Origin of the sequence: Gilliamella sp. B3464, assembly GCF_026536145.1 — a bacterium.
Classification (GTDB): domain Bacteria; phylum Pseudomonadota; class Gammaproteobacteria; order Enterobacterales; family Orbaceae; genus Gilliamella.
The window spans coordinates 1-23,071 of sequence record NZ_JAFNOQ010000003.1; the positions used below are offsets into that span (position 1 = coordinate 1).

A 23,071-nucleotide genomic window follows, 5' to 3' on the forward strand; every position below is an offset into this window, starting at 1 on the left:
GGGGCCTTTTTTAAGGAAATATCATGATTAATAGAGATTTTATTAATATTAAAACCAAAAACAGATTTGACAAAGATTATCAATTGACTAAACACGAAATCCGATTTATCTACTTTGCCAATCTAATATTAATCTTTATGGGATTGGTCGCCTTGTTAATTGCTTTTTATTAATGACAATTGGGTGAATCATGCGTCAGTTGCAACAATTAGTCGAAAATAGCTACGAAGCGAGTTATTACAAAATGCTCGATAAAATCGAACAACAAGATGCTCAAGAGGAATGGATTGATAAACGTGCTGATGAGCTAATGGGCAATTTTAGTAATGAGAATGATTGGCAAATATTGGCATTACTTAAATTAAAATTAGACAACCATAGTGTTGATGCAAAGATATATCACCAATTTATTATTGATATTTGTTATTCTCAAGCACAGTTTGAATTTAAACAACATTCACTAATGTTATTAAATAAAAATGCTTATTAATGTAGCTTAATTAAATTAACAGAAAATAAATTAGATGATAAACAACTCAGTATTCATGCTAAAAAACAGAGACAGATATAAAAGAATAGGTTGATATTAAAACAGATATACAATACAGATTACATTAACTTACAATTTTCCTTATTAGCAAAAATACCAGTCTTTTATCAAACAGTTAATCTGAGCGAGATACTGAATAACAAAATAAAGTTATTAAATCATCGTTGAATTTGAAAATCTTATTTCATTATTGAGGATAATTTGTATGGTAATAAAAAACAGTCCTGAAAAGGATATAGAATCAATCTTAAATGATTCTAATGTATTTGCTCAAAAAATTAACAAATACTGCCGTAATTGCAACAATCCAACTCCTGATGGATTAGCATATTGCAACCAGAATTGTAAAAATGAATTTGAAATCAAACATCGCAATGATTTTAAAGATTAACTACCTCATTATTTATATAAATAAAAAACATTAAAATTGTGAAAAATAATGGCATTTATTCAATAGATGAATTATCAAATTAATCTATTAAAATAATACATTCAATCTTTACATTATGTTCTAAAATAATTTTTTGATCTTTTACCATAAAAGTACTTAAAAATAATAATTATAAAGAATAGCAAAACTAAAAAATAACCATAACGTTACGCAATAACAAAAAAAGTCATAACATAATTGGTAAGCTAATAAAGTAGAGCATAATTGAATAAGTAATAAATATTTTTCAATTTTAGATAAATCAATTGCTTTCAATAAAACGCCCTGAAATTGATTTAATCTTGTTTTAATAATAGATAAGACCTAGATATTATCCAAACTTAGTACACAATGATAACGAAGTATCAAAAAACATCGCCCAATGACAACGCAATAGATTTGAATTTTCTGATACAGATATGTTTATCATCACATTTAACGCAGTTTTAAACACTCTATAAATTTATAGTTATTGTCGAAGACGGACACACAAATTGACGTTTGATACTAATATCGATTCAGAGTAATTTTTTAAGATTTTAAAAAAATCTATAATATAATTTTAAATGAAATAAAAAATATAACTGAATACAGACAATAAAAAAGCCCTAACTATCAAGTCAGGGCCTAACACTGTTAACTTGTTAAGATTAAATTGATGTTATCAGTTACTTACTTTTTGTTTTATACTCATCATAATATTCCTGAGCCAGTTTACGCATTGATAAACCGATTGCGGCATATTGATACTCATTTAAATTGGCCAAGGAAGCACGCGCAGACGGATGCTGCACCGCAAATCCTTTACCTGGAAGCAATACCACTCCCGCTTCATCGGCAATTCTAAATAGCATTTCAGAAGGATTTTTATTTTTTAAGATCCATTTAGCAAACTTATCATCATAAAGTTCTCGACAAATATGTTCTAAATCAATTAGCGTATAGTAATCGACATTGTTTTCATCTGTTTTGTGTTTCAAACCTAAATGCTGATAAAGTGAAGCCGCACGGCGACGAATAATCGTCTTTAACGTCGCCTTATAACTTTGATCGGCATCCATCATTTCACATAACGCAAAAAGAACCATTTGTACTTGCTGTGGCGTTGACAAACCAGCAGTATGATTTAAGGCAACCGCTCGGCTATCTGCTACTAAGCGATCAATAAATTTGAGATTTTCAGGATCGGTAACAATTGAACTGTAACGTTTATCAAGAATCTTTCTTGTCTTACTTGGTAATGCTCTAATAGTTTTGTCGATAACATTATCATGGCTAAGCGCAATTACTCCTAAACGCCAACCTGTCGCGCCAAAATATTTAGAAAATGAATAAACTAAAATGGTATTTTTAGGGCAAATAGCAAATAAAGATTGAAAGTTATCAGCAAAAGTCCCATAAACATCATCAGTTAAAATGATCAAATCAGGGCGTTTTTTCACAATATCAGCAATAATTTTTAAGCTTTTATTATCGATTTTAACTGAAGGTGGGTTAGACGGATTAACAAGGAAAAAAGCTTTAATGGATGGATCTTCTAATTTACGTAATTCAGATTCAGGGTATTGCCAATTTAGATTTGGATCTGAATTGATTAGTACCTCAACGAGTTGATAATCATTTAAACTCGGTATTTCAAGATATGGGGTAAAAATAGGCGCGCCGATAGCTATTTTGTCCCCTTTTTCAATTAATCCATTCTCTTTCATTGAATTAAATATATAGGCCATAGCAGCTGTGCCACCTTCAACTGCAAAAAGGTCTAATTCATCACGATGTAAATACTGCGCACCCATTTGCTCAAGCACATAAGATTTTACCACTTCCTCACTTAAGGTTAACATTCGATCGGGAACGGGATAATTACATCCTAAGATGCCTTCAACCATTTCTTGCAAAAACTTATTCTCATCAAGACCTAACTGATCACGAATATAAGAAAACGCTTTACCTAAAAAAGCAACACCAGGCGTTTGGTAATTTTGTCGAATAAAATGCTCAAAACGCCCAGTTAGACCGGCTTTAATGGGAAAGCCACCTACCCCTTCATTCAAGTAAGAATAAGACATTTCTGATTCTTGAATAGCAAACACGCCTAATTGAAAAAACGCCTGACGAGGAAAAGTAGCAAGAAAATTAGGATTACCACGGCCGGCATTTAACATAACGCGATCTGCACGACTTTGTGCAAGTTTAATTAAATTATCTTTTAACTCAAAAGGACTCAAATTGGCATACTTTGAAAAGTCTGTTGTGTTTTTCATGATCTGTACCTTTACTTTTATATTCCAATTAAACAAAAGCCACAACTAATGGACCTAACAAAGTTAGGAAAACATTAGCTAAAGCATAAGTAATAGCAAAAGAATTGGTTGGTGTAGAATTTCCTGCCTTATTTAGCACTTCACCGAAAGCTGGATTAGCACTACGAGCTCCCGCCAATGCACCAGCAAATACCGCTACATTTTTATAGCCAAGGACATATTTACCAAAGTAAATAGCTAATAACATAGGCAAGACAGTAACAACCACTCCAATTAAAAATAGCGATAATCCTTGTTCTTCAATGGTATTAATTGCCTGTAAACCAGAACTTAAACCAACTACAGCAACAAAACCAGCTAAGCCAAAATCTTTCAATAATTGAATAGCACCACTTGGAATGTTACCAACAGTTTGATGAATTGAACGGTACCAACCAAATAACAAACCTGACAACAAAGCCCCACCACCAGCGCCTAATGTAATTGGGATATCGCTCACACGGATAACAATTAAACCGATAATAAGACCAACAACCAATCCTAAACCATGGAAAATCCAGTCAGTTTTTTCACTACGAGTAATCGGCGCACCAATTTTATCAACAACACGTTTAAGATCACCATCAGAGCCATAAATGGTTATCACATCGCCTAATTTTAAATAAATATCATTATTTAATGGCAATGACTCGCCATCTCGATGAATTGCAATTAGATAAATACCATGCTTTAATTGAATAACCTCTTCCGATGATAGGACTTGTGTTAAATTTTCGCCAACATAACGTGAATTACGCATCTCAACGTCTTGAGTATTCATCACAACATCCATACCCGATACTGAATTAATTTCAGTGCCAAGAAGATCACTTGCTTGAATCATTGCATCACGGTGGCCAACAACTAAAATAATATCCCTAACTTCAATAACTGTGTCTGGTGTGGCTTCAATAATTTTATTGCCACGCTTTATTTTTTCAATACTTATACCATTAACTGTTTTCTCAATTTCGCTAACATTCTGATCAATTTTATTCGTCACGCGATATAAACGACCGGTAATATCTGATAGTGCTAAATTTTGATTAGAACCTAACAATAAAGAACCATGCAATTGTTCTGCTTGTGCTTTTATAGCGTCATCAGCAATATCTTTTCCCATGATTTTTGGCAAAATATTGACACAAATAATAATGGCGCCTAAAGAACCAAAGATATAGGTTACTGCATAACCAATAGTGACATTAGCTTGCATTTTATGAAGTTCTTCAACACTTAACCCTAATTGACTTAATGCATCAGATGCGGTGCCCATAATGGCAGATTGAGTAAGACCACCAGCAGCAAGTCCCGCAGCTAGACCTTTATCTAAATTAAACACTTTAGCTAACACAACAACTGTCGCTAAACCTGCAACGGCAATAAATAACGCTAAAAAGATTTCACGCAAAGTTTTGACACCAAGCGAACGAAAAAACTGTGGTCCGCTTTCAAAACCAACCGCATAAATAAAGAGCGCGAAAAGAACCGCCTTAACGCCAGCATCAACTGTCACGCCAAAAACACTCAATGCAACGGCAACCAGTAACGAACCTGCAACACCACCCAGTTGGAATTTACCAATCCGAATAGCACCAATTAAATATCCTAAACTCAAAGAAAGAAATAAAAGAATTTCGGGTGAGTGTTGAATCCCATTTAAAATCCAGTGTGAAAGCCATTGAAACATAATAATTGTCCTCAAGTGCTAAAAAGATGAATTAAGAATGTAAGAAAAGAAATAAAAAGGGACTTAAAGAATATTCATTCAATTTTATGAATACGTTTATATATTAAACTGCTATTGCAAGAATAGAAAGTTAATTTTTATAATTGATATTATTTATAAAAAAATAACAATGCAATGTCTTATTTTTTTATAACACTACGATATTTATAAGATCTACACTTTTGCTTGTTTGCCCGTCGTTAATCGTTAGGCAACTATAACCCTATAAATACAACGAATAGAAATATTTTCTTTGATACTTTACATAAAAAAGAGAATGGGAAAAGTTTTCACTCAGTCAGTATAAACAATTAACATAATCATAATTGTTTATTTCCAAAAATGTTTTATCCGAAAAACTATTTTCAAAAAATATTATTTGAACAAATAAGTTAAATATAAATATCTTACTTTTGAAGTTTCCCTTACATATAAGGCTAACTCGTATGTAGTTTTTTACTATGCGATATATTTTTGTTGAATAATAAAAATTGTAGAAAATAAAAAGGGCTTTACAGCCCATTTCCTTGTCTAAAAAATAGTCTTTCCATACTTTTTACCACGTTTTTTGACAATTTTTCAGAGAGTTTTTGCTTACGTTGATAACTGACCGAGATAATTTTATGGGTATCTAAATGCGATAAGATAAAGTCATCACTGGTACTAATTTCGTCAACTAAACCTTTATCTTTAGCTTGAGTAGCAAACCAATGTTCGCCGGTAGCAACTTCATCTATATTGATATTAGGCCGATATTCTTTCACAAAATCCTTAAATAATAGATGCGTTTCTTCCAGCTCTTGCTTAAATTTTTGACGACCTTCATCCGTATTTTCACCAAACATCGTTAATGTACGTTTGTATTCACCTGCGGTCTGTAATTCAATATCGACATCATGCTTTTTAAGTAAACGGTTGAAGTTTGGAATTTGCGCAACCACACCAATTGAACCAACGATTGCAAAAGGTGCCGCGACTATTTTATTGGCGGTACATGCCATCATATATCCACCACTTGCTGCGACTTTATCGACAACGGCGGTGAAAGGAATATTACGTGTTCTAAAACGTAATAGTTGCGAAGCCGCTAAACCATAACCATGAACGACCCCGCCTGGGCTTTCAAGCTTAACGACAACTTCATCTTCGGGTTTAATAATGGCTAAAACCGCAGTAATTTCTTGGCGTAATTCGTCAACTTCATGTGCATCCATACTGCCATTAAACGATAACACAAATAGTTTTGGTTTGGACTTTTGCGGTGGTTCGCTTGAGGCTTCAATAGCTGAGCTATCTACAGCCGTGGTATCTACCGTTTGTTCACTGCTTTTTGTTTGTTGTTTCTTTTGTTTTATCGCTAATTTTGCTTGTTTTTTCTCATTTTTTTTCTGTTTTTTTAGATCTTTATTAAACTCTTTAGCCTCAACTTCATCCATGCTAGAGATTAACATATCATCTTTAATTTGTTCGTATTCTTCACTGATATCTTTAACAGATAGGCGTCCTGCTGCCGTTACCGATTTTCGACGTTGACTGATAATAAAAATCAGTACCGCTAAAATAGCGACTACCACTGTCACGGTCTCAGCTAAAAAAAGTGCATATTGTGAAAAAAAATTCATTTAACAATTATCCTTAGAGTGAATGTTACAATTATTATAACAATATAATAAAGGAATGTGCCGAAAATTAACAAAGATAAAATTGTTGCTTTATTCGGCAAATCAAATTATTTATACTGATAGCCTAATTTACTGTTATATGAGAATTAAAATGTCTTTACGTCCAATTACCGAAATCGCCAAGCAAGCTAATATTCCTGAGGAGTTTGTACTACCTTACGGCAAATATGTCGCAAAAATTGACTTATCACTTATAAACGCCAACCAAAATAGAGAAAATGGTAAATTAGTCCTTGTAACAGCCATTACGCCAACGCCTTTAGGTGAAGGGAAAACCGTCAATACTATTGGACTAAGTGAAGGTCTAAACTATATTGGGAAAAAAGCAATTGCTTGTATTCGTCAACCAAGTCTTGGTCCCGTTTTTGGCGTTAAAGGTGGGGCCGCCGGTGGTGGGCAAGCCGAAGTATTACCCATGGAAACCTTAAATCTACATTTGACAGGTGACATTCATGCAATTACTGCAGCTCACGATTTAGCCTCTGCTGCATTGGACTCTCGTTTATATCATGAAGATCGTTTAGGTGATGAATTTACCGCACAAACAGGGTTAGCTCGATTAAATATTGATGTCAATCGTATCGTTTGGAAACGTGTTATCGATCACAACGATCGTGCTTTACGCAATATTACTGTTGGAGTTGGTGGAGGCTTAAATGGCGTTGAAAGACGTGATGGCTTTGAAATCACAGCTGCATCAGAATTAATGGCAATTTTAGCGTTAGCTTCAGATTTACATGATATGCGCGCTCGTATTGGTCGCATAATCTTAGCTTACAATACGCAAGGCGAACCAATCACTGCCGAGCAGCTTGAAGTAGCTGGCGCAATGACTGTATTACTAAAAAATGCTATTAACCCAAATTTAATGCAAACAGTTGAGAATACGCCGGTGTTAATTCATGCAGGTCCTTTTGCTAACATTGCACATGGAAACTCCTCGGTGATTGCTGACCGCATTGCATTAAAACTTGCCGACTATGTGGTTACTGAAGCTGGATTTGGTTCTGACATGGGAATGGAAAAATTCTTTAATATCAAATATCGTCAAGCAGGTATCAAAGCCGATTGCGTGGTATTAGTGGCAACTGTTCGAAGTTTAAAATCTAACAGCGGTAAATATAATATTAAACCGGGTCAAGCAATTCCAAAAGAAATCTCTGAATCTAATGTTGAATTACTTGAAATTGGCGCCGCTAACTTAGCATGGCATATCAAAAATGCCAAAAGTTATGGGCTACAAGTCATAGTTGCGATTAACCGTTTCCCACATGATAGCGAAGAAGAACTCGCATTCTTACAAAAATATGCCGTTGAACATGGCGCATTTGCTTGTGAGGTTAGCGAAGTGTTTACTAAAGGTGGCAAGGGTGCTGAAAAATTAGCTAACCATGTAATTAAAGCGTGTGAGATGCCAAGTGAAATTAAATTACCTTACCCTAACACAATGCCACTAATTGATAAAATCCAAACTATGGTGAAAAAATACGGTGCTAACAAAGCTAACCTATCAGCTAAAGCAATCGAAAATATCAAAGAAATTGAGGCATTAAAGCTCGATCATCTACCGCTATGTATTGCTAAAACACCAATGTCAATTAGTGCTGATGCCAACTTAAAAAATGTGCCAACCAACTTTGACGTTGACATTAGCCATTTAGCAATTTCAGCAGGGGCGGGATTTATTCGTGTTTACGCAGGCAATGTGATGACTATGCCAGGGCTTGGGACTAATCCGGCTTATCGACAAATCGATATTGACAAAGATGGTAATATTGTAGGTTTAAGTTAATGCAAGAAGTGATTATGCAAACCAAACAACAATATAAAGCGTTTATTGATGAACAAAACTGTATAGGTTGTGGCAAATGCATCCGCGTCTGCCCGACAGATGCAATTGTTGGCAGCAAACAAGTATTACATACCATTTTGCCGAAGTTATGTACATCATGCAGTAATTGCATCAATACCTGCCCTACCGACTGTATTACGCTAAGTACTTTAGGTGAGGCATTAACCGAAAGTGAAGAGTTACAATTAACACAAAAAAAACAACAACGGTTAAATCACAATCAACTGGTACCACCAACGATCTTATTTCCGCGCACAATGGAAGTTAAAAACACAAGTGATACGAGTCAAAAAGATCGAAAACAATCCATTGCTGATGCAATAGCCAGAGTTAAGGCAAGAAAAAACCTCGCTAATTAGCGAGGTTTTCAATTTAAGCAGAATAAATGCTAACAACCCATTGAGCTGTTAGCATTCTCAACAATTAGTCTTTATTGTTACTTCTAAATGCGCGCTTACGATCATTTTCAGTTAAATGACGTTTACGTAAACGAATAGACAATGGCGTAACTTCGACTAACTCATCATCATCAATAAACTCTAATGCTTGTTCTAATGACATTTTCACTGGTGGTGAAAGCGTGGTTGCCTCATCAGTACCTGATGCTCGCATATTAGTTAGTTTTTTACCCGTTAAACAGTTAACAGTTAAATCATTAGAGCGTGTATGAATACCAATAATTTGACCTTCGTACACTTCGGCACCATGACCCAAGAACAACTTACCACGGTCTTGCAAGCTATAAAGTGCATACGCTAATGCTTTACCGGTACCGTTAGAAATCATCACACCATTATTACGTTGACCAATTTCGCCAGGACGAACATCATCATAATGACTAAAAGTCGAATAAAGTAAACCAGTACCTGAAGTCATGGTCATAAATTCAGTTCTAAAACCGATAAGACCGCGGCTAGGAATAACATAATCTAAACGCACACGCCCTTTACCATCAGGTAACATATTGGTTAAATCACCTTTACGCAAACCAAGTGCTTCCATCACTGAACCTTGATGTTGTTCTTCAATATCTAGCGTTACTTGTTCAAAAGGTTCTTGTTTTTTACCGTCGATTTCACGATAAATAACTTTAGGGCGCGAAACACCTAATTCATAACCTTCACGGCGCATATTTTCAATTAACACAGATAAGTGCAACTCACCGCGACCCGACACTTTAAATGCATCAGGATCAGGCGTTTCCTCAACACGAAGTGCCACATTATGAACCAGTTCTTTTCTTAAACGTTCTAAAATTTGACGAGAAGTGACAAATTTACCTTCCTTACCGGCAAAAGGTGAACTATTAACATTAAAGAACATGGTAACCGTTGGTTCATCTACGGTTAACGCAGGTAGAGCTTCAACACAACTATTATCACAAATCGTATCAGAAATACCCAATTCACCAAGACCAGTTAAAGCAATAATATCACCCGCTTCGGCAACTTCAGCTTCATAACGTTGCAAGCCTAAATGACCTAAAACTTGACCCACTTTACCAGTACGTTTGTTGCCCTCACTATCAACAATTGTTACTTGTTGATTTGGTTTGACCCGACCACGTTTAATACGACCAATCCCGATAACACCAACATAATTATTATAATCAAGTTGTGAGATTTGCATTTGGAATGGACCATCTAAATCGACTTTTGGTGGCTCAACATATTTCACAATTGCTTCAAATAATGGTGTCATGTCTTGCGCCATATGCTCATGATCAAGACCTGCAATACCCATTAATGCTGAAGCATAAACTATTGGGAAATCCAACTGTTCATCAGTTGCACCCAAATTAACAAATAGATCAAAGACTTGATCAACAACCCAATCAGGTCGTGCACCTGGACGGTCAACTTTATTAATAACAACAATTGGTTTTAACCCATAAGCAAACGCTTTTTGTGTTACAAAACGGGTTTGTGGCATAGGGCCATCCATTGCATCAACCAGCAATAATACCGAATCAACCATCGACATTACGCGTTCAACTTCACCACCAAAATCAGCATGTCCTGGGGTATCAACGATGTTAATGCGATACCCATTCCAATTAATAGCTGTATTTTTGGCTAAAATAGTAATTCCACGCTCTTTTTCAAGCGCATTTGAGTCCATTATTCGCTCGTTATCATCACCACGCAAATTATCAAGCGTGCCCGATTGTTTCAACAATTTATCAACCAATGTTGTTTTACCATGGTCAACGTGCGCAATAATGGCTATATTTCTTAAATTTTCAATCACAATTAAAATCCCAATTAGGAGACAGATTCTTTAGGCGCAATATTGTACACCTTTTTACTCGAAATGTTGATCTATATCACAAAGTTTATTTATCAGACTATTTATTGGTAAAAAATCAATAAAAATCTTATTGTTTTACACCATCTAAAACTGATGGAGCACAGACTTGCTGATAAAATTGTGCGGCAAATTCATCAACCTTTGCCCAATTGGTATATTCAATCACAGGTTTAGTCACATCAGTATCGCCCTTTCCTAACCACATAATAAAGCGAATCATATTACGATCGAACCAATTATATTGAGGATAATAAAGTGCACCAGCAAAAACCGCTTTAATGGTCGGATTCCAGGCAATTTTAGCTAAAAACTTTTTAGTATATAAATTGGTTTCTGGCGTATTTTTATTTGGCTTACGAGCCACCACATTGACACCAAAAAAACCAGATCGAATGGTATTTAATTGCTGATAATTATCATCGATAAATTGCTTCATCACTTTACTATAAAAACCATAACGTATTGAAGATCCCAACAAAACTGCCTGATATTTAGTTAAATCAATATGGCTATCAGGCAAAAGTTGAATAACATCACAGTCGCATTTATCACCAAGCTGTGTTTTTATGCGTTGCATGATTTTGAGGGTTTGCTTTTCATGCGTAGTATAAAGTAATAAAACTTTCACAACATGACTCATAACATTGCTTCCTTATCTAATAAGACATTGGCAAATTTCACTATTACTTTTTTCATGATAAAAATTAATAAATTCGGGGTGATTTCATTAAAAACTTTGATTATAGTAATAAACAAATTTACACAAAATTAAAGAAACCGGACAGATTATGACGATTTCAGTTCCAAAACTTAGTGCTATTATTTTGGCGGCAGGGAAAGGCACACGGATGTACTCCAACCTACCTAAAGTTTTACATAAAATTGGCGCTAAACCGATGTTACAACATGTTATTGACACAGTTCAACAACTAAATATCGATCAGATCAATATTGTTTATGGTCATGGAAAAGAGCAATTAGAACACGCACTCAAAAATCAACCTGTGCACCTTATTTATCAAGCAGAGCAGCTCGGTACGGGACATGCAGTACAACAAGCTATTCCTCATATTGCAGATAACCAAGACATTTTAATTTTATACGGTGATACCCCGCTCATATCACAACAAACTTTAGAAAACTTAATTACCAGCAAACCAGAACAAGGCATAGCACTATTAACGGTTATACTTGATGATCCAACAGGTTATGGCAGAATAGAACGGAAAAATGGTCAAGTCGTTGCCATTGTCGAGCAAAAAGATGCGTCACCAGAGCAACAAAAAATAAATGAAGTCAACACCGGCATAATGCTTGTTACTGGTAAACTACTTAAAAAATGGCTATCGCAAATAACCAATAACAATGCCCAAAAAGAATATTACCTAACTGATATCATTGCGCTGGCACATCAAGATGGCTACCCTATCCTGACATCTCACCCCGTGCAACAATTTGAGGTAGAAGGTGTAAATAACCGCTTACAATTAGCCACTCTAGAACGCCAATACCAGCATCAACAAGCACAAAACTTATTACTAGCGGGTGTAACATTACTCGATCCTAACCGCTTTGATTTACGCGGTACACTTACCCACGGTAAGGATGTCACCATCGACAGTAATGTTATCATTGAAGGGCAGGTAAAGTTAGGCAATAACGTCACCATTGGTGCAGGTTGTATTTTAAAAAATTGCACTATTGACGACAATTCAATCATAAGTCCTTACAGCATAATCGAAGATTCAACCATCGCACAGCAATGCACTATAGGTCCATTTGCTCGACTCAGACCCGGTTCACAGCTTGATGAACAAGCCCATGTAGGTAACTTTGTCGAACTCAAAAAAGCTCATCTAGGCAAAGCAAGCAAAGCGGGGCATTTAAGTTATCTTGGTGATAGTGAAATCGGCAACAACGTCAATATTGGCGCAGGCACCATCACCTGTAATTACGATGGCGCAAACAAATTTAAAACCATTATACAAGATGACGTATTTGTCGGCTCCGACTCTCAGCTAATTGCTCCAGTTAACATTGGTAAAGGTGTCACTATTGCTGCCGGCACAACTGTCACCACCAACGTTAAGGATAATGAATTGGTAATAAGCCGAGTAAAACAAAAACAGATTTCTGGTTGGAAACGTCCAACAAAGTTAAACAATAAGGAATAAATTATGTGTGGAATTGTGGGTGCTATCGCCAAACGTGATATTGCTGAAATATTACTGGAAGGATTAAAACGTCTGGAATACCGAGGATATGACTCAGCAGGACTTGCTATTATCTCACCAACAGGCGAACTGCAACGCGTTCGGCGTGTAGGAAAAGTACAAGCATTAAAAGATGCGGTTGAAGCCCATCCACTTAAAGGCAGTACAGGAATAGCCCATACCCGCTGGGCAACTCATGGTGAACCTGTCGAACGCAATGCCCATCCACATGTATCAGATTTTATTGCTGTTGTTCACAATGGTATCATCGAAAACTTCGAACCTTTACGTGAAAAACTCATTGCCAAAGGTTACCAATTTCGTTCAGAAACTGATACAGAGGTGATTGCCCACTTAATTCACGACATCATATCAACTGAAGGTTGCTCATTATTTGAAGCAGTACAAAAAGCCATACCTCAATTAAGAGGTGCTTACGGCACCGTTATAATGGATACACGTAATCCCGATATTTTGGTTGCGGCTCGTTCAGGCAGCCCTCTCGTGATTGGCTGTGGTGTTGGTGAAAACTTCATTGCTTCCGATCAACTTGCCTTACTGCCGGTTACACGTCAATTCATCTATTTAGAAGAAGGTGATATCGCACTAGTAACACATCGCACCGTGACCATATTAGATAAAAACTTTCGCGAAACAACGCGCCCTTGTGTTGAATCTGATGCTAGATACGATGCCGGAAGTAAAGCTGGTTTTAATCACTATATGCAAAAAGAGATTTATGAACAACCAAACGCCATTAAAAATACCCTTGAAGGTCGTATGCAACATGGCAAAGTTGACTTATCCGAACTGGGTGAAAAGGCTGAAACCATTTTAAAACACGTAGAACATGTACAAATTGTTGCATGTGGAACAGCGTATAATGCCGGCATGGTTGCGCGATATTGGTTCGAAGCTTTAGCGGGTATACCTTGCGACGTCGAAATCGCTTCAGAATTTCGTTACCGTAAGCCTGCTCGTCGCAAAAACAGCCTATTTATCACCCTATCCCAATCAGGCGAAACCGCAGACACTCTAGCAGCACTACGGTTAGCGAAAGAAAATAACTACCTAAGCACATTAGCTGTTTGTAATGTGGCGGCATCAACACTAGTACGTGAAGCAGATTTGGTACTCCTTACCAAAGCAGGGGTTGAAATTGGCGTAGCATCGACTAAAGCCTTCACGACGCAATTAACCGTACTCCTTTTATTAGTTGCCAAACTTGGGCGACTCAATGACATGGCCGAAAGCACCGAGCAAGCAATAGTCCATGCACTACAAACCTTACCAAATCGTATAGAACAAGTTTTAATGACAGAGCCAGAAATCAAAAAACTTGCGGGGCAATTTGTCGATAAGCATCATGCGCTATTTTTAGGACGTGGTGACGAATACCCAATAGCCATGGAAGCGTCCTTAAAGCTAAAAGAAATATCCTACATTCATGCCGAGGCTTACGCAGCAGGCGAGCTCAAGCACGGCCCATTAGCACTCATTGATGCAGATATGCCTGTCATCGTGATGGCACCAACGAATGAAATGCTAGAAAAATTAAAATCCAATATCGAAGAAGTTCGAGCGCGAGGCGGTCAACTATACGTATTTGCCGAACAAGAAGCAGGATTTGTCAGTGATGACACAATGCACATCATCAACCTACCACATATAGAAGAACTCACTGCGCCAATCTACTACACGGTTCCAACACAGCTACTGGCGTATCACGTAGCATTAATTAAAGGAACTGACGTCGATCAGCCAAGAAATCTGGCAAAATCGGTAACAGTAGAGTAAGTTTCGCTATATAAAATGTGAGGAATTAATGTAGGTTTTGATATCATCATCAAAACCTATGTTTCCACATTAAACAAATCAGATAAAGATTGAAAACACTTACCCAAAAAAATCTTTATAACAATTAAACCACTTTTTCCCCTGATAAAAACGCATATTTGACTGCTACAAAGCCAAAATTGAATTGGTCGTTAACCAATCAGTGAGTCATTAAAAATAACAAAATCACCAATATTCTAACTTACGATAAAAAGTAGTATTGGTCACACCATCGGGCGTTATGCAATACCCATATGTCCAATCACCGTGTTGATTATGTTTAGCAAATGTACATTTGATATTGTATGAATTCGAATTGTCAGTTTGATTATTTTTAGATTGACCATTATTCACATCATCATCAATGCTTTTACTTTTGACTCTTATCAACCAACCAGCTGGATTATAGAAATATTCACCTAAACTACACCCATCATCCCAGCATTCAGTATAACGAACAACTTTATTATTTGCGTATTCATATCGCCTTTTTAACGGTTGTTGCCAAACCGCATCATCAGTATTTTTTTCAATAAGTTGACCTGATTGATTATAGATAAGTGAACTGACATTTTGTTGCTTATCATCAACAATCGAAGTAATGTTCTGCTGTTCATTTAATTTAAACCAAAGTTTTTTATTAAGATATTTGATTGAATGAACGGAATAATCAACATCAATATTATACTGTGCATCACTGGTAATAGCTTTTTCAAAAAAACCTTGCTCATTGGCATGATAAATTGTTTTTAACGGGCCATCATTATCTTGAGCGTAAGTTGTAATTATCTGTTTTTTTATTATTTTTTCAGTAGGCATGAATTCAGGATCGGAAAAGATATTATAACTATTATTAATATGGATAGGATTAATTTCGTTTGCAAAGCACAATCCATTAAATAAAAAAAGACAACTTAAACTGATTAAAAATTTTTGCATAATTCGATTCTGATTATTTTTTGTTATTTAAATTTATAAAAATTATACAATTAATCTTAACGGTTTAGAACTATTAATCTTACAAAGATGCATTAATAAAACTTACGCTTTAAACATAGTTTACCGATACCCCTTATGGCTTCCGCAAAAATTGTGATCTTAATCACAAAAATAAAAAATAGCCCCATACAAACACTGTGACCCTGATCACATTTGTCAATTTTTTTGGATGAATCAAATAACGATATCCTTCTACAATAGCTGCATAATGATTATATCAATCAATAAGGAAAGATTTAAATTATGACAAGTGCAAACATCAAATTGAAAGTCCAAAATTTTGGGCGATTCCTAAGTAATATGGTGATGCCCAATATTGGCGCATTTATCGCTTGGGGCTTTATCACCGCGATTTTTATACCTACCGGTTGGTTTCCAAACGCGACCGTAGCTAAATTAGTTGAACCTATGATTACCTATTTATTGCCACTGTTAATTGGATATACAGGCGGTAAATTAGTCCATGGTGAACGAGGTGCGGTTGTTGGTGCAATCACAACGATGGGCGTTATAGTCGGTTCGTCAATTCCAATGTTTTTAGGTGCAATGATAGTCGGTCCACTTGGAGGATGGGTCATTAAACATTTTGATAAAGCTGTTGATGGTAAAATCAAAAGTGGATTTGAAATGTTAGTGAATAACTTTTCGGCCGGTATTATTGGCATGTTACTCGCTTTATTGTCATTTTTTGCAATTGGCCCTTCTGTTGTTGTCGCATCAAGTGTATTAGCGCAAGGTGTCGATTTTATGGTCCAGCATAATTTGTTACCATTAACTTCAATCATTGTTGAGCCAGCTAAAATATTATTTTTAAATAATGCCATTAACCATGGTGTATTTTCACCTTTAGGAATTCAACAAGCAGCTGAGCACGCTCAATCAATATTCTTTTTGATCGAAGCAAATCCTGGTCCTGGTTTAGGTTTGTTAGTTGCTTATATGTTATTTGGTAAAGGCGCGGCTAAAGGCTCAGCAAGTGGCGCGGCAATTATTCATTTCTTTGGTGGTATTCATGAAATTTACTTTCCCTATGTGTTGATGAATCCTCGCTTAATTATTGCCATGATTTTAGGTGGCATGACTGGTGTATTTACATTGACGTTATTTGGTGCTGGATTAAGTTCTCCCGCTTCACCTGGATCTATTATTGCGGTTCTTGCTGTAACACCCAAAGATTCGATTGTTGGTGTAAGTGTTTCAGTACTTGCGGCGGCGGCTGTTACTTTTGTGGTTGCATCAATTCTATTAAAAACGACTAAATCTGCAACGAAAAGTCTTGATGAAGCAAAATCCGATATGTCGGCAATGAAAAGTGAAGCAAAAGGTAATAAAAATAGTGAATTAGATTTAACTCAAGTGAAAAAAATCATTGTTGCCTGTGACGCTGGAATGGGCTCAAGCGCAATGGGTGCTGGCGTTTTACGAAAAAAAATTCAGGATGCTAATTTAGATATTAATGTCAGCAACACCGCGATTAATAATTTACCGATTGAAGTCGATATTGTTATCACTCATAAAGATCTCACCGATCGAGCCAAACAATATGCCCCTAACGCACATCACATATCATTAACTAATTTTTTAGATAGTGAATTGTATACTCAATTAGTTAATGATTTAATCCATGCTAACAATAAAAAATCATCGACTGTATCAAGCGACAACTCACAATCGTTTGGGCATAAACCCTTATTTAAGCTAAGCGAAAAAAACATTTTCCTAAACTTAACAGCCAACACCAAAGAAGAAGCGATTCGTTTTGCAGGTCAAAAACTCGTGGATAATGGATATGTAAAACCCGCTTACATCGAAGCAATGCTTGAACGTGAAAAATTAACTTCTACTTATTTAGGTGAATCGATAGCTGTACCACATGGTACTATCGAATCCAAAGATGAAGTCATTACAACAGGTATTGTATTTTGCCAATATCCATCGGGTGTTCAATTTGGTGAAGAAGAAAGTGATAAAGCCAAAATAGTCATTGGTATTGCGGCTCGCAATAATGAGCATCTAAGTGTCATTGCAAAACTAACTAATGCACTTGATGATGAAAGCATTATTGCTAAACTGGCTAGTACAAATAGTATTGAAGAAGTTTTAGCGATATTAAGCTAAAACAAGGTGTAATTCATTTATTATGAAATTACAACTAATAAATTGATTATTAAATATATTGTTAAGGGTTATTATTATGCAAGCATTACACTTTGGTGCCGGCAACATCGGCCGAGGTTTTATCGGAAAATTACTGTCAGACACAGGCATACATGTTACCTTTGCTGATGTAAATCAACAAATTATAGATGCCATTGCTGAGCGCCATGAATATCCGGTAAATGTGGTTGGCGAGCAATCGACGACAGAAATAGTTAAAAATGTCGATGCTATTAATAGTACATCAGCAGAAGTTATCGACTACATTACTAAGGTCGATTTAATTACGACAGCGGTTGGCCCACAAATTTTAACAAGAATTGCCCCTGCTGTTGCCCAAGGTATTATTGCCCGACACCAACAAGGTCAGACAAAACCACTCAATATCATTGCTTGTGAAAACATGGTACGCGGTACTAGCCAATTTAAGCAAGAAATTGTTAAAGCCCTACCTCAGCACCTACATCAATGGGTAAATAGTCATATTGGTTTTGTGGATTCTGCTGTTGATCGCATAGTACCGCCTGCAACATCAAAAACAGGCGATATACTCGAAGTTACCGTTGAAACTTTTTCTGAATGGATTGTGGACGAAACCCAGTTTGTTGGCACCATTCCATCAATTAACGGAATGCAACCAGTTGATAATTTGATGGCTTTTGTCGAACGCAAACTATTTACGCTAAATACGGGACATGCTATTACCGCTTACTTAGGCTTTTATAATAATATTAGCACCATTCGTGATGCAATTTTAGATGAACGAATTCGGTTAATTGTTCGCGGAGCAATGGAAGAAAGTGGTTTAGTATTAATCAAACGTTATAATTTTGATGAACAAAAACATATGGCGTATATCGAAAAAATCTTAACCCGTTTTGAAAACCCTTATTTACACGATGATACTGCTCGAGTAGGACGCCAACCAATACGCAAATTGGGTGCCGGCGATCGTTTAATTAAACCGCTTCTTGGAACCGTTGAATATCAAGTTAAAAATACGAATTTACTTATTGGTATTGCAGCAGCACTTAACTACCGTAACAACGATGATGAACAAGCAGTCGAGTTGGCCAAACTTATCCTAGAAAAAGGTGTGAAACAAGCTTTTTCCGAGCTCTCAGGTATTGATGCTAATAATCCTATTGTTAAGCAGATTGAAGAAATTTATACTGCAATGCAAAATCATCAATTTATTTAACTTCTAATGCCCGAATCGATATTACAAGAAGATACGATACTTGAAAAACTTAACCAGCAAGCTGATATTTACAACTTGCTGGTAGTTGCAATTAAATTAATTAATGACAGTGTTAATCAATTGATTCTAAAGGTTTTTCGTAAAGAGCCGCATGCTATAAAATTTGTGATCCCCTCGTTAGTGGGTAAAAATGGACCGCTTAATGATACCTCTGTATGCTTAAAACTACTGTATGCTTTAGGCATTATCAGCCGTGAAGATTATGAAGACATAGAACTATTAATTGCCATTTTAGAAGAACTTGAACAAGATGATAAAAGCTACTCCTACCTAGATGATGAAATTCTAGGACCAATTAGCTTATTACATGACATGGTACTGCCACCTAATTGGGCATCACAACACGAAAAGGCCAAGCAATCGGGTATTGTTGACACCTTAAAATCGTCCATGTTTCACAATCGCTATCAACAAATGATTCGTTCAGCATTAATCATCGCGATCACAGATTTGACACTTCGAATTGTTAATAAACAAAAAATTGATTATTTCCCATAAATTTTGCAGTGATTTGACTTAATTTACCTGAAAAAGTAATGCGTTTTAATCATGGCTTTTGTTATTACATTCAATGTTGGCTAAAAGCTTATAACTAACGATTTAATTGAGTGATTATTTTTTTCATAAAATTATCGATTATTTAGTCATTTTATTATTCTATTTGAGCTTTATTTCCCTCAGTTACTATTAGTCGGTATAATGCCTACAATTTTATTGTTAAGTGGATTATGCATGAAAACATTATTTGCCAGTACTTCACGAGGTCTGGAAGAGTTATTAAAAAAAGAGTTGGAACAAATTGGCGCTAGCGAGTGTAAAATTGTGCAATCGGGCGTCTATTTTAATGCTGACGAAACAACATTATATCAATCGTTATTATGGTCTCGTTTAGCATCACGTATTTTATTACCTATTGCCGAATTTGATATTTATAGCGATTTAGATCTTTATTCGTGTGTAGTTAATATTAAATGGACGGATATTTTTGCGGTCGATAACTCGTTTGTGATTAATTTTATTGGCGTAAATGATTTTATTCGCAATAGTCAATATGGTGCCTTAAAGATTAAAGATGCCATAGTTGACCATTTTACAAGACATACTAATGAGCGACCTAATGTAGCTAAGCAAGATCCTGATATTCGTCTTTATGCTTATCTTAATAAAAATCGCGTTACACTTTCTTTAGATTTAAGTGGTGACAGTTTACACCAGCGAGGCTACCGCCAACAAACTGGGCAAGCACCGTTAAAAGAGAGTTTAGCTGCGGCAATCATTATGCGCTCTGGCTGGCAAAACGATGAACCATTAATCGATCCTATGTGTGGATCGGGCACACTTCTAATCGAAGCGGCAATGATCGCATCAAAAATTCCACCAGGATTATACCGTAAACAATGGGGATTTTTTGCTTGGAAAGGATTCAACCCAACACGCTGGAATGAACTACTTTTTGCCGCTAAACACAATGTTTGCAAAAGCACGACCCCATTTATCGGTTACGATAATAATTCGGTTGTTCTTCAGCGCGCTGAACAAAATGCAATTCAAGCGGGAGTAGGTGAATTAATTACTTTTGCTATGCAAGATGTCACTCAACTCACTAACCCTTTGCCTACAGCGCCTACAGGGATGATTATTAGTAACCCACCTTATGGAGAACGCTTAGAAAGCGAACCTGCACTTATTGCCTTACATACGGCATTAGGTCAACGAATTAAACAAAACTTTGGTGGGTGGCGATTATCATTATTCAGTGGTGCACCACAATTATTAGATTGCTTACAGATGCGCGCCGATAAACAGTTTAAAGCCAAAAATGGACCTTTAGATTGTGTGCAAAAAAATTATGTTATTGCTAAACGAGATAATTCACAATCACTCAATTCACCAACTTTACCAGCTTTGGATTTCACTAATCGATTACGTAAAAATAAACAAAAACTGGAAAAATGGGCGGCACAACAACAGTTAGAATGTTACCGTCTGTATGACGCTGATTTGCCGGAATATAATGTTGCAATCGATCGATATAAAGATAAAGTCGTGATTCAAGAATATGCTGCGCCGAAAACTATTGAAGAACAAAAAGCCAGACAACGTTTGTTTGATACTATCAACGCCACGATGTCAGTACTTGAACTTAATGCCGATCAATTAGTGTTAAAAACCCGTGAAAAACAGAAAGGTAAACAGCAATACCAAAAACTTGCACAAAAACAAGATTACTTTTTAGTGCATGAATATGCTATTAACCAACGTCGTACCCAATTTTGGGTCAATGTCACTGATTACTTAGATACGGGTCTATTTTTAGATCATCGTTTAGCACGTAAAATGATTGGCGAAATGAGTGAAGGTAAAGATTTTCTCAACCTATTTGCTTATACAGGCAGTGCAAGTGTTTATGCTGGGCTTGGCAACGCTAAATCAACAACTACAGTTGACATGTCTCGCACCTACTTAGAATGGGCGGATCGTAACTTAAAACAAAATGGTTTAACAGGTAAAAAGCATCGTTTAATTCAAGCTGACTGCTTGCTTTATTTAGCACAAAGTGAAGAACAATTTGACTTAATTTTTATCGATCCACCAACGTTTTCAAATTCAAAAAGAATGCATGATACGTTTGATGTGCAGCGTGATCACCTAAAATTGATGACTGATTTAAAACGCTTATTACGACCTAACGGCACGATTGTTTTTTCCAATAATAAACGCGGATTTAAAATGGATGCTGACGGCATGCTAAAATTAGGACTGACCTATCAAGACATTACCGACAAGACCCAGTCGCTAGATTTTAAACGTAACAAACATATACATTGCTGTTTTATTGTTAGACATAAAAAATAAAATATTCCGGAAGGTGACAAATTTAGGATGCAGTCTAATCTGCATCTCTTTACTTAAAATTTTTAAAACGTGAATGTGAAAATTTACGACTTTACAATGTGTTAATTACAGAATAACGGTCTAAAAATTAAAACTAAACGTGGAAGTTCGATACAATGGTGATGCTTTGCCTATTTGCAAATAAAACTTGTTTTGTGCTTGTTGATGCATAGGTTATCTTCGTTGAAGATGATGACTGCCCGTTCAAAATATCCAAAATGTGCTGAACTTGAAATTTGTGTAATACAAAATGTGAAGCAATAAACTTTTTTAGACACAAAAATTGAGGAACAGTATTTTTGGACCAAAAAACACAGATGTCCTCATCAAAGGACATCATAAAATAAAACTAACGAACTACTAATACTGAAGTCTGAGCGCCTCGTACCACGCCCGATGCATTGGATCCTAAAAGGTGAGTGGTAATATTTGGTCGCCTTGATCCTAAAATAATAAGATCAGGTTTGATTTCGTCAGCTAAAGCTAGAATTTCATCTCGTGGATTACCAAAAGCAATTGAAAATGATAAATTTTCACGCGGTAAATTAATCGAATCAATTAACCTGTGTAGTGCTTGCTCGGTTTGTACGGTTGCTTGATCTTTAAATTCATCAAATCCAAATGAATAGGCATTAACTATGGCCGATGCGACAGGTAAAGTATGAAAAAAAATAACTTTGGCATTGGATAATTTCGCTAAACATTCTAAATGCGGAATGACTTTTTGGGTTAATTCGTCCTCAAGGATATCAATAGGAACCAAAATTTTTTTATACATAACTGTTACCTCGCTGTGTAAAAATTTATAACTTACCTATTTTTTTTAATAGCTCTTGATTCATTCATCATACTCG

Annotated in this window: 18 protein-coding genes; 11 read left to right on the forward strand and 7 right to left on the reverse strand. The window is 36.0% G+C overall.

Annotated elements, in window-relative coordinates; translation table 11 throughout:
• Positions 1-23 precede the first annotated feature (23 nt).
• From J3U57_RS04015 to J3U57_RS04025, 3 genes are all read left to right on the forward strand, one after another.
• Positions 24-173 (forward strand): hypothetical protein, encoded by a 150-nt coding sequence (locus tag J3U57_RS04015; protein ID WP_179854744.1) that lies wholly within the window; start codon positions 24-26, stop codon positions 171-173.
• 17 nt (positions 174-190) lie between these two features.
• Positions 191-490 (forward strand): hypothetical protein, encoded by a 300-nt coding sequence (locus J3U57_RS04020; protein WP_267343907.1) that lies wholly within the window; start codon positions 191-193, stop codon positions 488-490.
• 265 nt (positions 491-755) lie between these two features.
• The gene (locus J3U57_RS04025) at positions 756-941 is read left to right on the forward strand and encodes a hypothetical protein (RefSeq protein ID WP_065798700.1); all 186 of its coding nucleotides are present in this window, start codon (positions 756-758) and stop codon (positions 939-941) included.
• 707 nt (positions 942-1,648) lie between these two features.
• On the opposite strand, the gene J3U57_RS04030 is transcribed toward J3U57_RS04025, so the two are convergent.
• From J3U57_RS04030 to sohB, 3 genes are all read right to left on the reverse strand, one after another.
• Positions 1,649-3,244: a bifunctional aspartate transaminase/aspartate 4-decarboxylase gene (locus J3U57_RS04030; protein WP_267333466.1), complete on the reverse strand. Its 1,596-nt coding sequence runs from the start codon at positions 3,242-3,244 to the stop codon at positions 1,649-1,651.
• 28 nt (positions 3,245-3,272) lie between these two features.
• Positions 3,273-4,973, reverse strand: coding sequence for an aspartate-alanine antiporter (aspT, locus tag J3U57_RS04035; protein WP_267333467.1), 1,701 nt, complete (start codon positions 4,971-4,973; stop codon positions 3,273-3,275).
• 551 nt (positions 4,974-5,524) lie between these two features.
• Positions 5,525-6,634, reverse strand: a complete 1,110-nt coding sequence (sohB, locus tag J3U57_RS04040) for a protease SohB (RefSeq protein WP_267343908.1) — start codon at positions 6,632-6,634, stop codon at positions 5,525-5,527.
• A gap of 139 nt (positions 6,635-6,773) precedes the next feature.
• On the opposite strand from sohB, the gene J3U57_RS04045 reads away from it, so the two are divergent.
• Entirely contained in the window at positions 6,774-8,486 is a 1,713-nt protein-coding gene (locus J3U57_RS04045) for a formate--tetrahydrofolate ligase (RefSeq protein ID WP_416379651.1), read from the forward strand.
• Positions 8,486-8,905: an RnfABCDGE type electron transport complex subunit B gene (locus J3U57_RS04050; protein WP_065634698.1), complete on the forward strand. Its 420-nt coding sequence runs from the start codon at positions 8,486-8,488 to the stop codon at positions 8,903-8,905. The genes J3U57_RS04045 and J3U57_RS04050 overlap by 1 nt, the downstream gene beginning before the upstream one ends.
• A gap of 64 nt (positions 8,906-8,969) precedes the next feature.
• Here J3U57_RS04050 and typA read toward each other — a convergent pair whose 3' ends face one another.
• Together typA and hemG are read right to left on the reverse strand one after the other, a co-directional pair.
• A complete protein-coding gene (typA, locus tag J3U57_RS04055) occupies positions 8,970-10,796 on the reverse strand; it encodes a translational GTPase TypA (RefSeq protein WP_323849443.1) in 1,827 nt (608 codons plus the stop codon).
• Between the two features lie 127 nt (positions 10,797-10,923).
• A complete protein-coding gene (hemG, locus tag J3U57_RS04060; protein WP_267333470.1) occupies positions 10,924-11,496 on the reverse strand; it encodes a menaquinone-dependent protoporphyrinogen IX dehydrogenase in 573 nt (190 codons plus the stop codon).
• A 148-nt stretch (positions 11,497-11,644) separates the two neighbouring features.
• Here hemG and glmU point away from each other — a divergent pair, with 148 nt between their 5' ends.
• Positions 11,645-13,030 (forward strand): bifunctional UDP-N-acetylglucosamine diphosphorylase/glucosamine-1-phosphate N-acetyltransferase GlmU, encoded by a 1,386-nt coding sequence (gene glmU, locus J3U57_RS04065; RefSeq protein ID WP_267343910.1) that lies wholly within the window; start codon positions 11,645-11,647, stop codon positions 13,028-13,030.
• Positions 13,031-13,033: 3 nt separating this feature from the next.
• Positions 13,034-14,866, forward strand: a complete 1,833-nt coding sequence (glmS, locus tag J3U57_RS04070) for a glutamine--fructose-6-phosphate transaminase (isomerizing) (protein ID WP_267333472.1) — start codon at positions 13,034-13,036, stop codon at positions 14,864-14,866.
• 225 nt (positions 14,867-15,091) lie between these two features.
• On the opposite strand, the gene J3U57_RS04075 is transcribed toward glmS, so the two are convergent.
• Positions 15,092-15,844: a hypothetical protein gene (locus J3U57_RS04075; protein ID WP_267343911.1), complete on the reverse strand. Its 753-nt coding sequence runs from the start codon at positions 15,842-15,844 to the stop codon at positions 15,092-15,094.
• 303 nt (positions 15,845-16,147) lie between these two features.
• Here J3U57_RS04075 and J3U57_RS04080 point away from each other — a divergent pair, with 303 nt between their 5' ends.
• The 4 genes from J3U57_RS04080 (at position 16,148) to rlmKL (ending at position 22,178) form a co-directional block, all read left to right on the forward strand.
• Entirely contained in the window at positions 16,148-18,022 is a 1,875-nt protein-coding gene (locus J3U57_RS04080) for a PTS mannitol transporter subunit IICBA (protein ID WP_267333474.1), read from the forward strand.
• Between the two features lie 76 nt (positions 18,023-18,098).
• Positions 18,099-19,262: a mannitol-1-phosphate 5-dehydrogenase gene (locus J3U57_RS04085; protein WP_267343912.1), complete on the forward strand. Its 1,164-nt coding sequence runs from the start codon at positions 18,099-18,101 to the stop codon at positions 19,260-19,262.
• A gap of 6 nt (positions 19,263-19,268) precedes the next feature.
• On the forward strand, positions 19,269-19,820 hold the full coding sequence (locus J3U57_RS04090) for an MltR family transcriptional regulator (protein ID WP_267333476.1): 552 nt from the start codon (positions 19,269-19,271) through the stop codon (positions 19,818-19,820).
• A gap of 234 nt (positions 19,821-20,054) precedes the next feature.
• Positions 20,055-22,178 (forward strand): bifunctional 23S rRNA (guanine(2069)-N(7))-methyltransferase RlmK/23S rRNA (guanine(2445)-N(2))-methyltransferase RlmL, encoded by a 2,124-nt coding sequence (gene rlmKL, locus J3U57_RS04095; RefSeq protein WP_267343913.1) that lies wholly within the window; start codon positions 20,055-20,057, stop codon positions 22,176-22,178.
• A 388-nt stretch (positions 22,179-22,566) separates the two neighbouring features.
• On the opposite strand, the gene J3U57_RS04100 is transcribed toward rlmKL, so the two are convergent.
• The gene (locus J3U57_RS04100) at positions 22,567-22,995 is read right to left on the reverse strand and encodes a universal stress protein (RefSeq protein WP_267333478.1); all 429 of its coding nucleotides are present in this window, start codon (positions 22,993-22,995) and stop codon (positions 22,567-22,569) included.
• Positions 22,996-23,071: the final 76 nt, after the last annotated feature.

What these genes read in the sequence shown, in the direction of transcription:
- J3U57_RS04015 (WP_179854744.1), top strand. Translation starts at nt 24, where the DNA reads ATGATTAATAGAGATTTTATTAATATTAAAACCAAAAACAGATTTGAC.
- J3U57_RS04020 (WP_267343907.1), top strand. Translation starts at nt 191, where the DNA reads ATGCGTCAGTTGCAACAATTAGTCGAAAATAGCTACGAAGCGAGTTAT.
- J3U57_RS04025 (WP_065798700.1), top strand. Translation starts at nt 756, where the DNA reads ATGGTAATAAAAAACAGTCCTGAAAAGGATATAGAATCAATCTTAAAT.
- J3U57_RS04030 (WP_267333466.1), bottom strand. Translation starts at nt 3,244, where the DNA reads ATGAAAAACACAACAGACTTTTCAAAGTATGCCAATTTGAGTCCTTTT.
- aspT (WP_267333467.1), bottom strand. Translation starts at nt 4,973, where the DNA reads ATGTTTCAATGGCTTTCACACTGGATTTTAAATGGGATTCAACACTCA.
- sohB (WP_267343908.1), bottom strand. Translation starts at nt 6,634, where the DNA reads ATGAATTTTTTTTCACAATATGCACTTTTTTTAGCTGAGACCGTGACA.
- J3U57_RS04045 (WP_416379651.1), top strand. Translation starts at nt 6,774, where the DNA reads ATGAGAATTAAAATGTCTTTACGTCCAATTACCGAAATCGCCAAGCAA.
- J3U57_RS04050 (WP_065634698.1), top strand. Translation starts at nt 8,486, where the DNA reads ATGCAAGAAGTGATTATGCAAACCAAACAACAATATAAAGCGTTTATT.
- hemG (WP_267333470.1), bottom strand. Translation starts at nt 11,496, where the DNA reads ATGAGTCATGTTGTGAAAGTTTTATTACTTTATACTACGCATGAAAAG.
- glmU (WP_267343910.1), top strand. Translation starts at nt 11,645, where the DNA reads ATGACGATTTCAGTTCCAAAACTTAGTGCTATTATTTTGGCGGCAGGG.
- glmS (WP_267333472.1), top strand. Translation starts at nt 13,034, where the DNA reads ATGTGTGGAATTGTGGGTGCTATCGCCAAACGTGATATTGCTGAAATA.
- J3U57_RS04075 (WP_267343911.1), bottom strand. Translation starts at nt 15,844, where the DNA reads ATGCAAAAATTTTTAATCAGTTTAAGTTGTCTTTTTTTATTTAATGGA.
- J3U57_RS04080 (WP_267333474.1), top strand. Translation starts at nt 16,148, where the DNA reads ATGACAAGTGCAAACATCAAATTGAAAGTCCAAAATTTTGGGCGATTC.
- J3U57_RS04085 (WP_267343912.1), top strand. Translation starts at nt 18,099, where the DNA reads ATGCAAGCATTACACTTTGGTGCCGGCAACATCGGCCGAGGTTTTATC.
- J3U57_RS04090 (WP_267333476.1), top strand. Translation starts at nt 19,269, where the DNA reads ATGCCCGAATCGATATTACAAGAAGATACGATACTTGAAAAACTTAAC.
- rlmKL (WP_267343913.1), top strand. Translation starts at nt 20,055, where the DNA reads ATGAAAACATTATTTGCCAGTACTTCACGAGGTCTGGAAGAGTTATTA.
- J3U57_RS04100 (WP_267333478.1), bottom strand. Translation starts at nt 22,995, where the DNA reads ATGTATAAAAAAATTTTGGTTCCTATTGATATCCTTGAGGACGAATTA.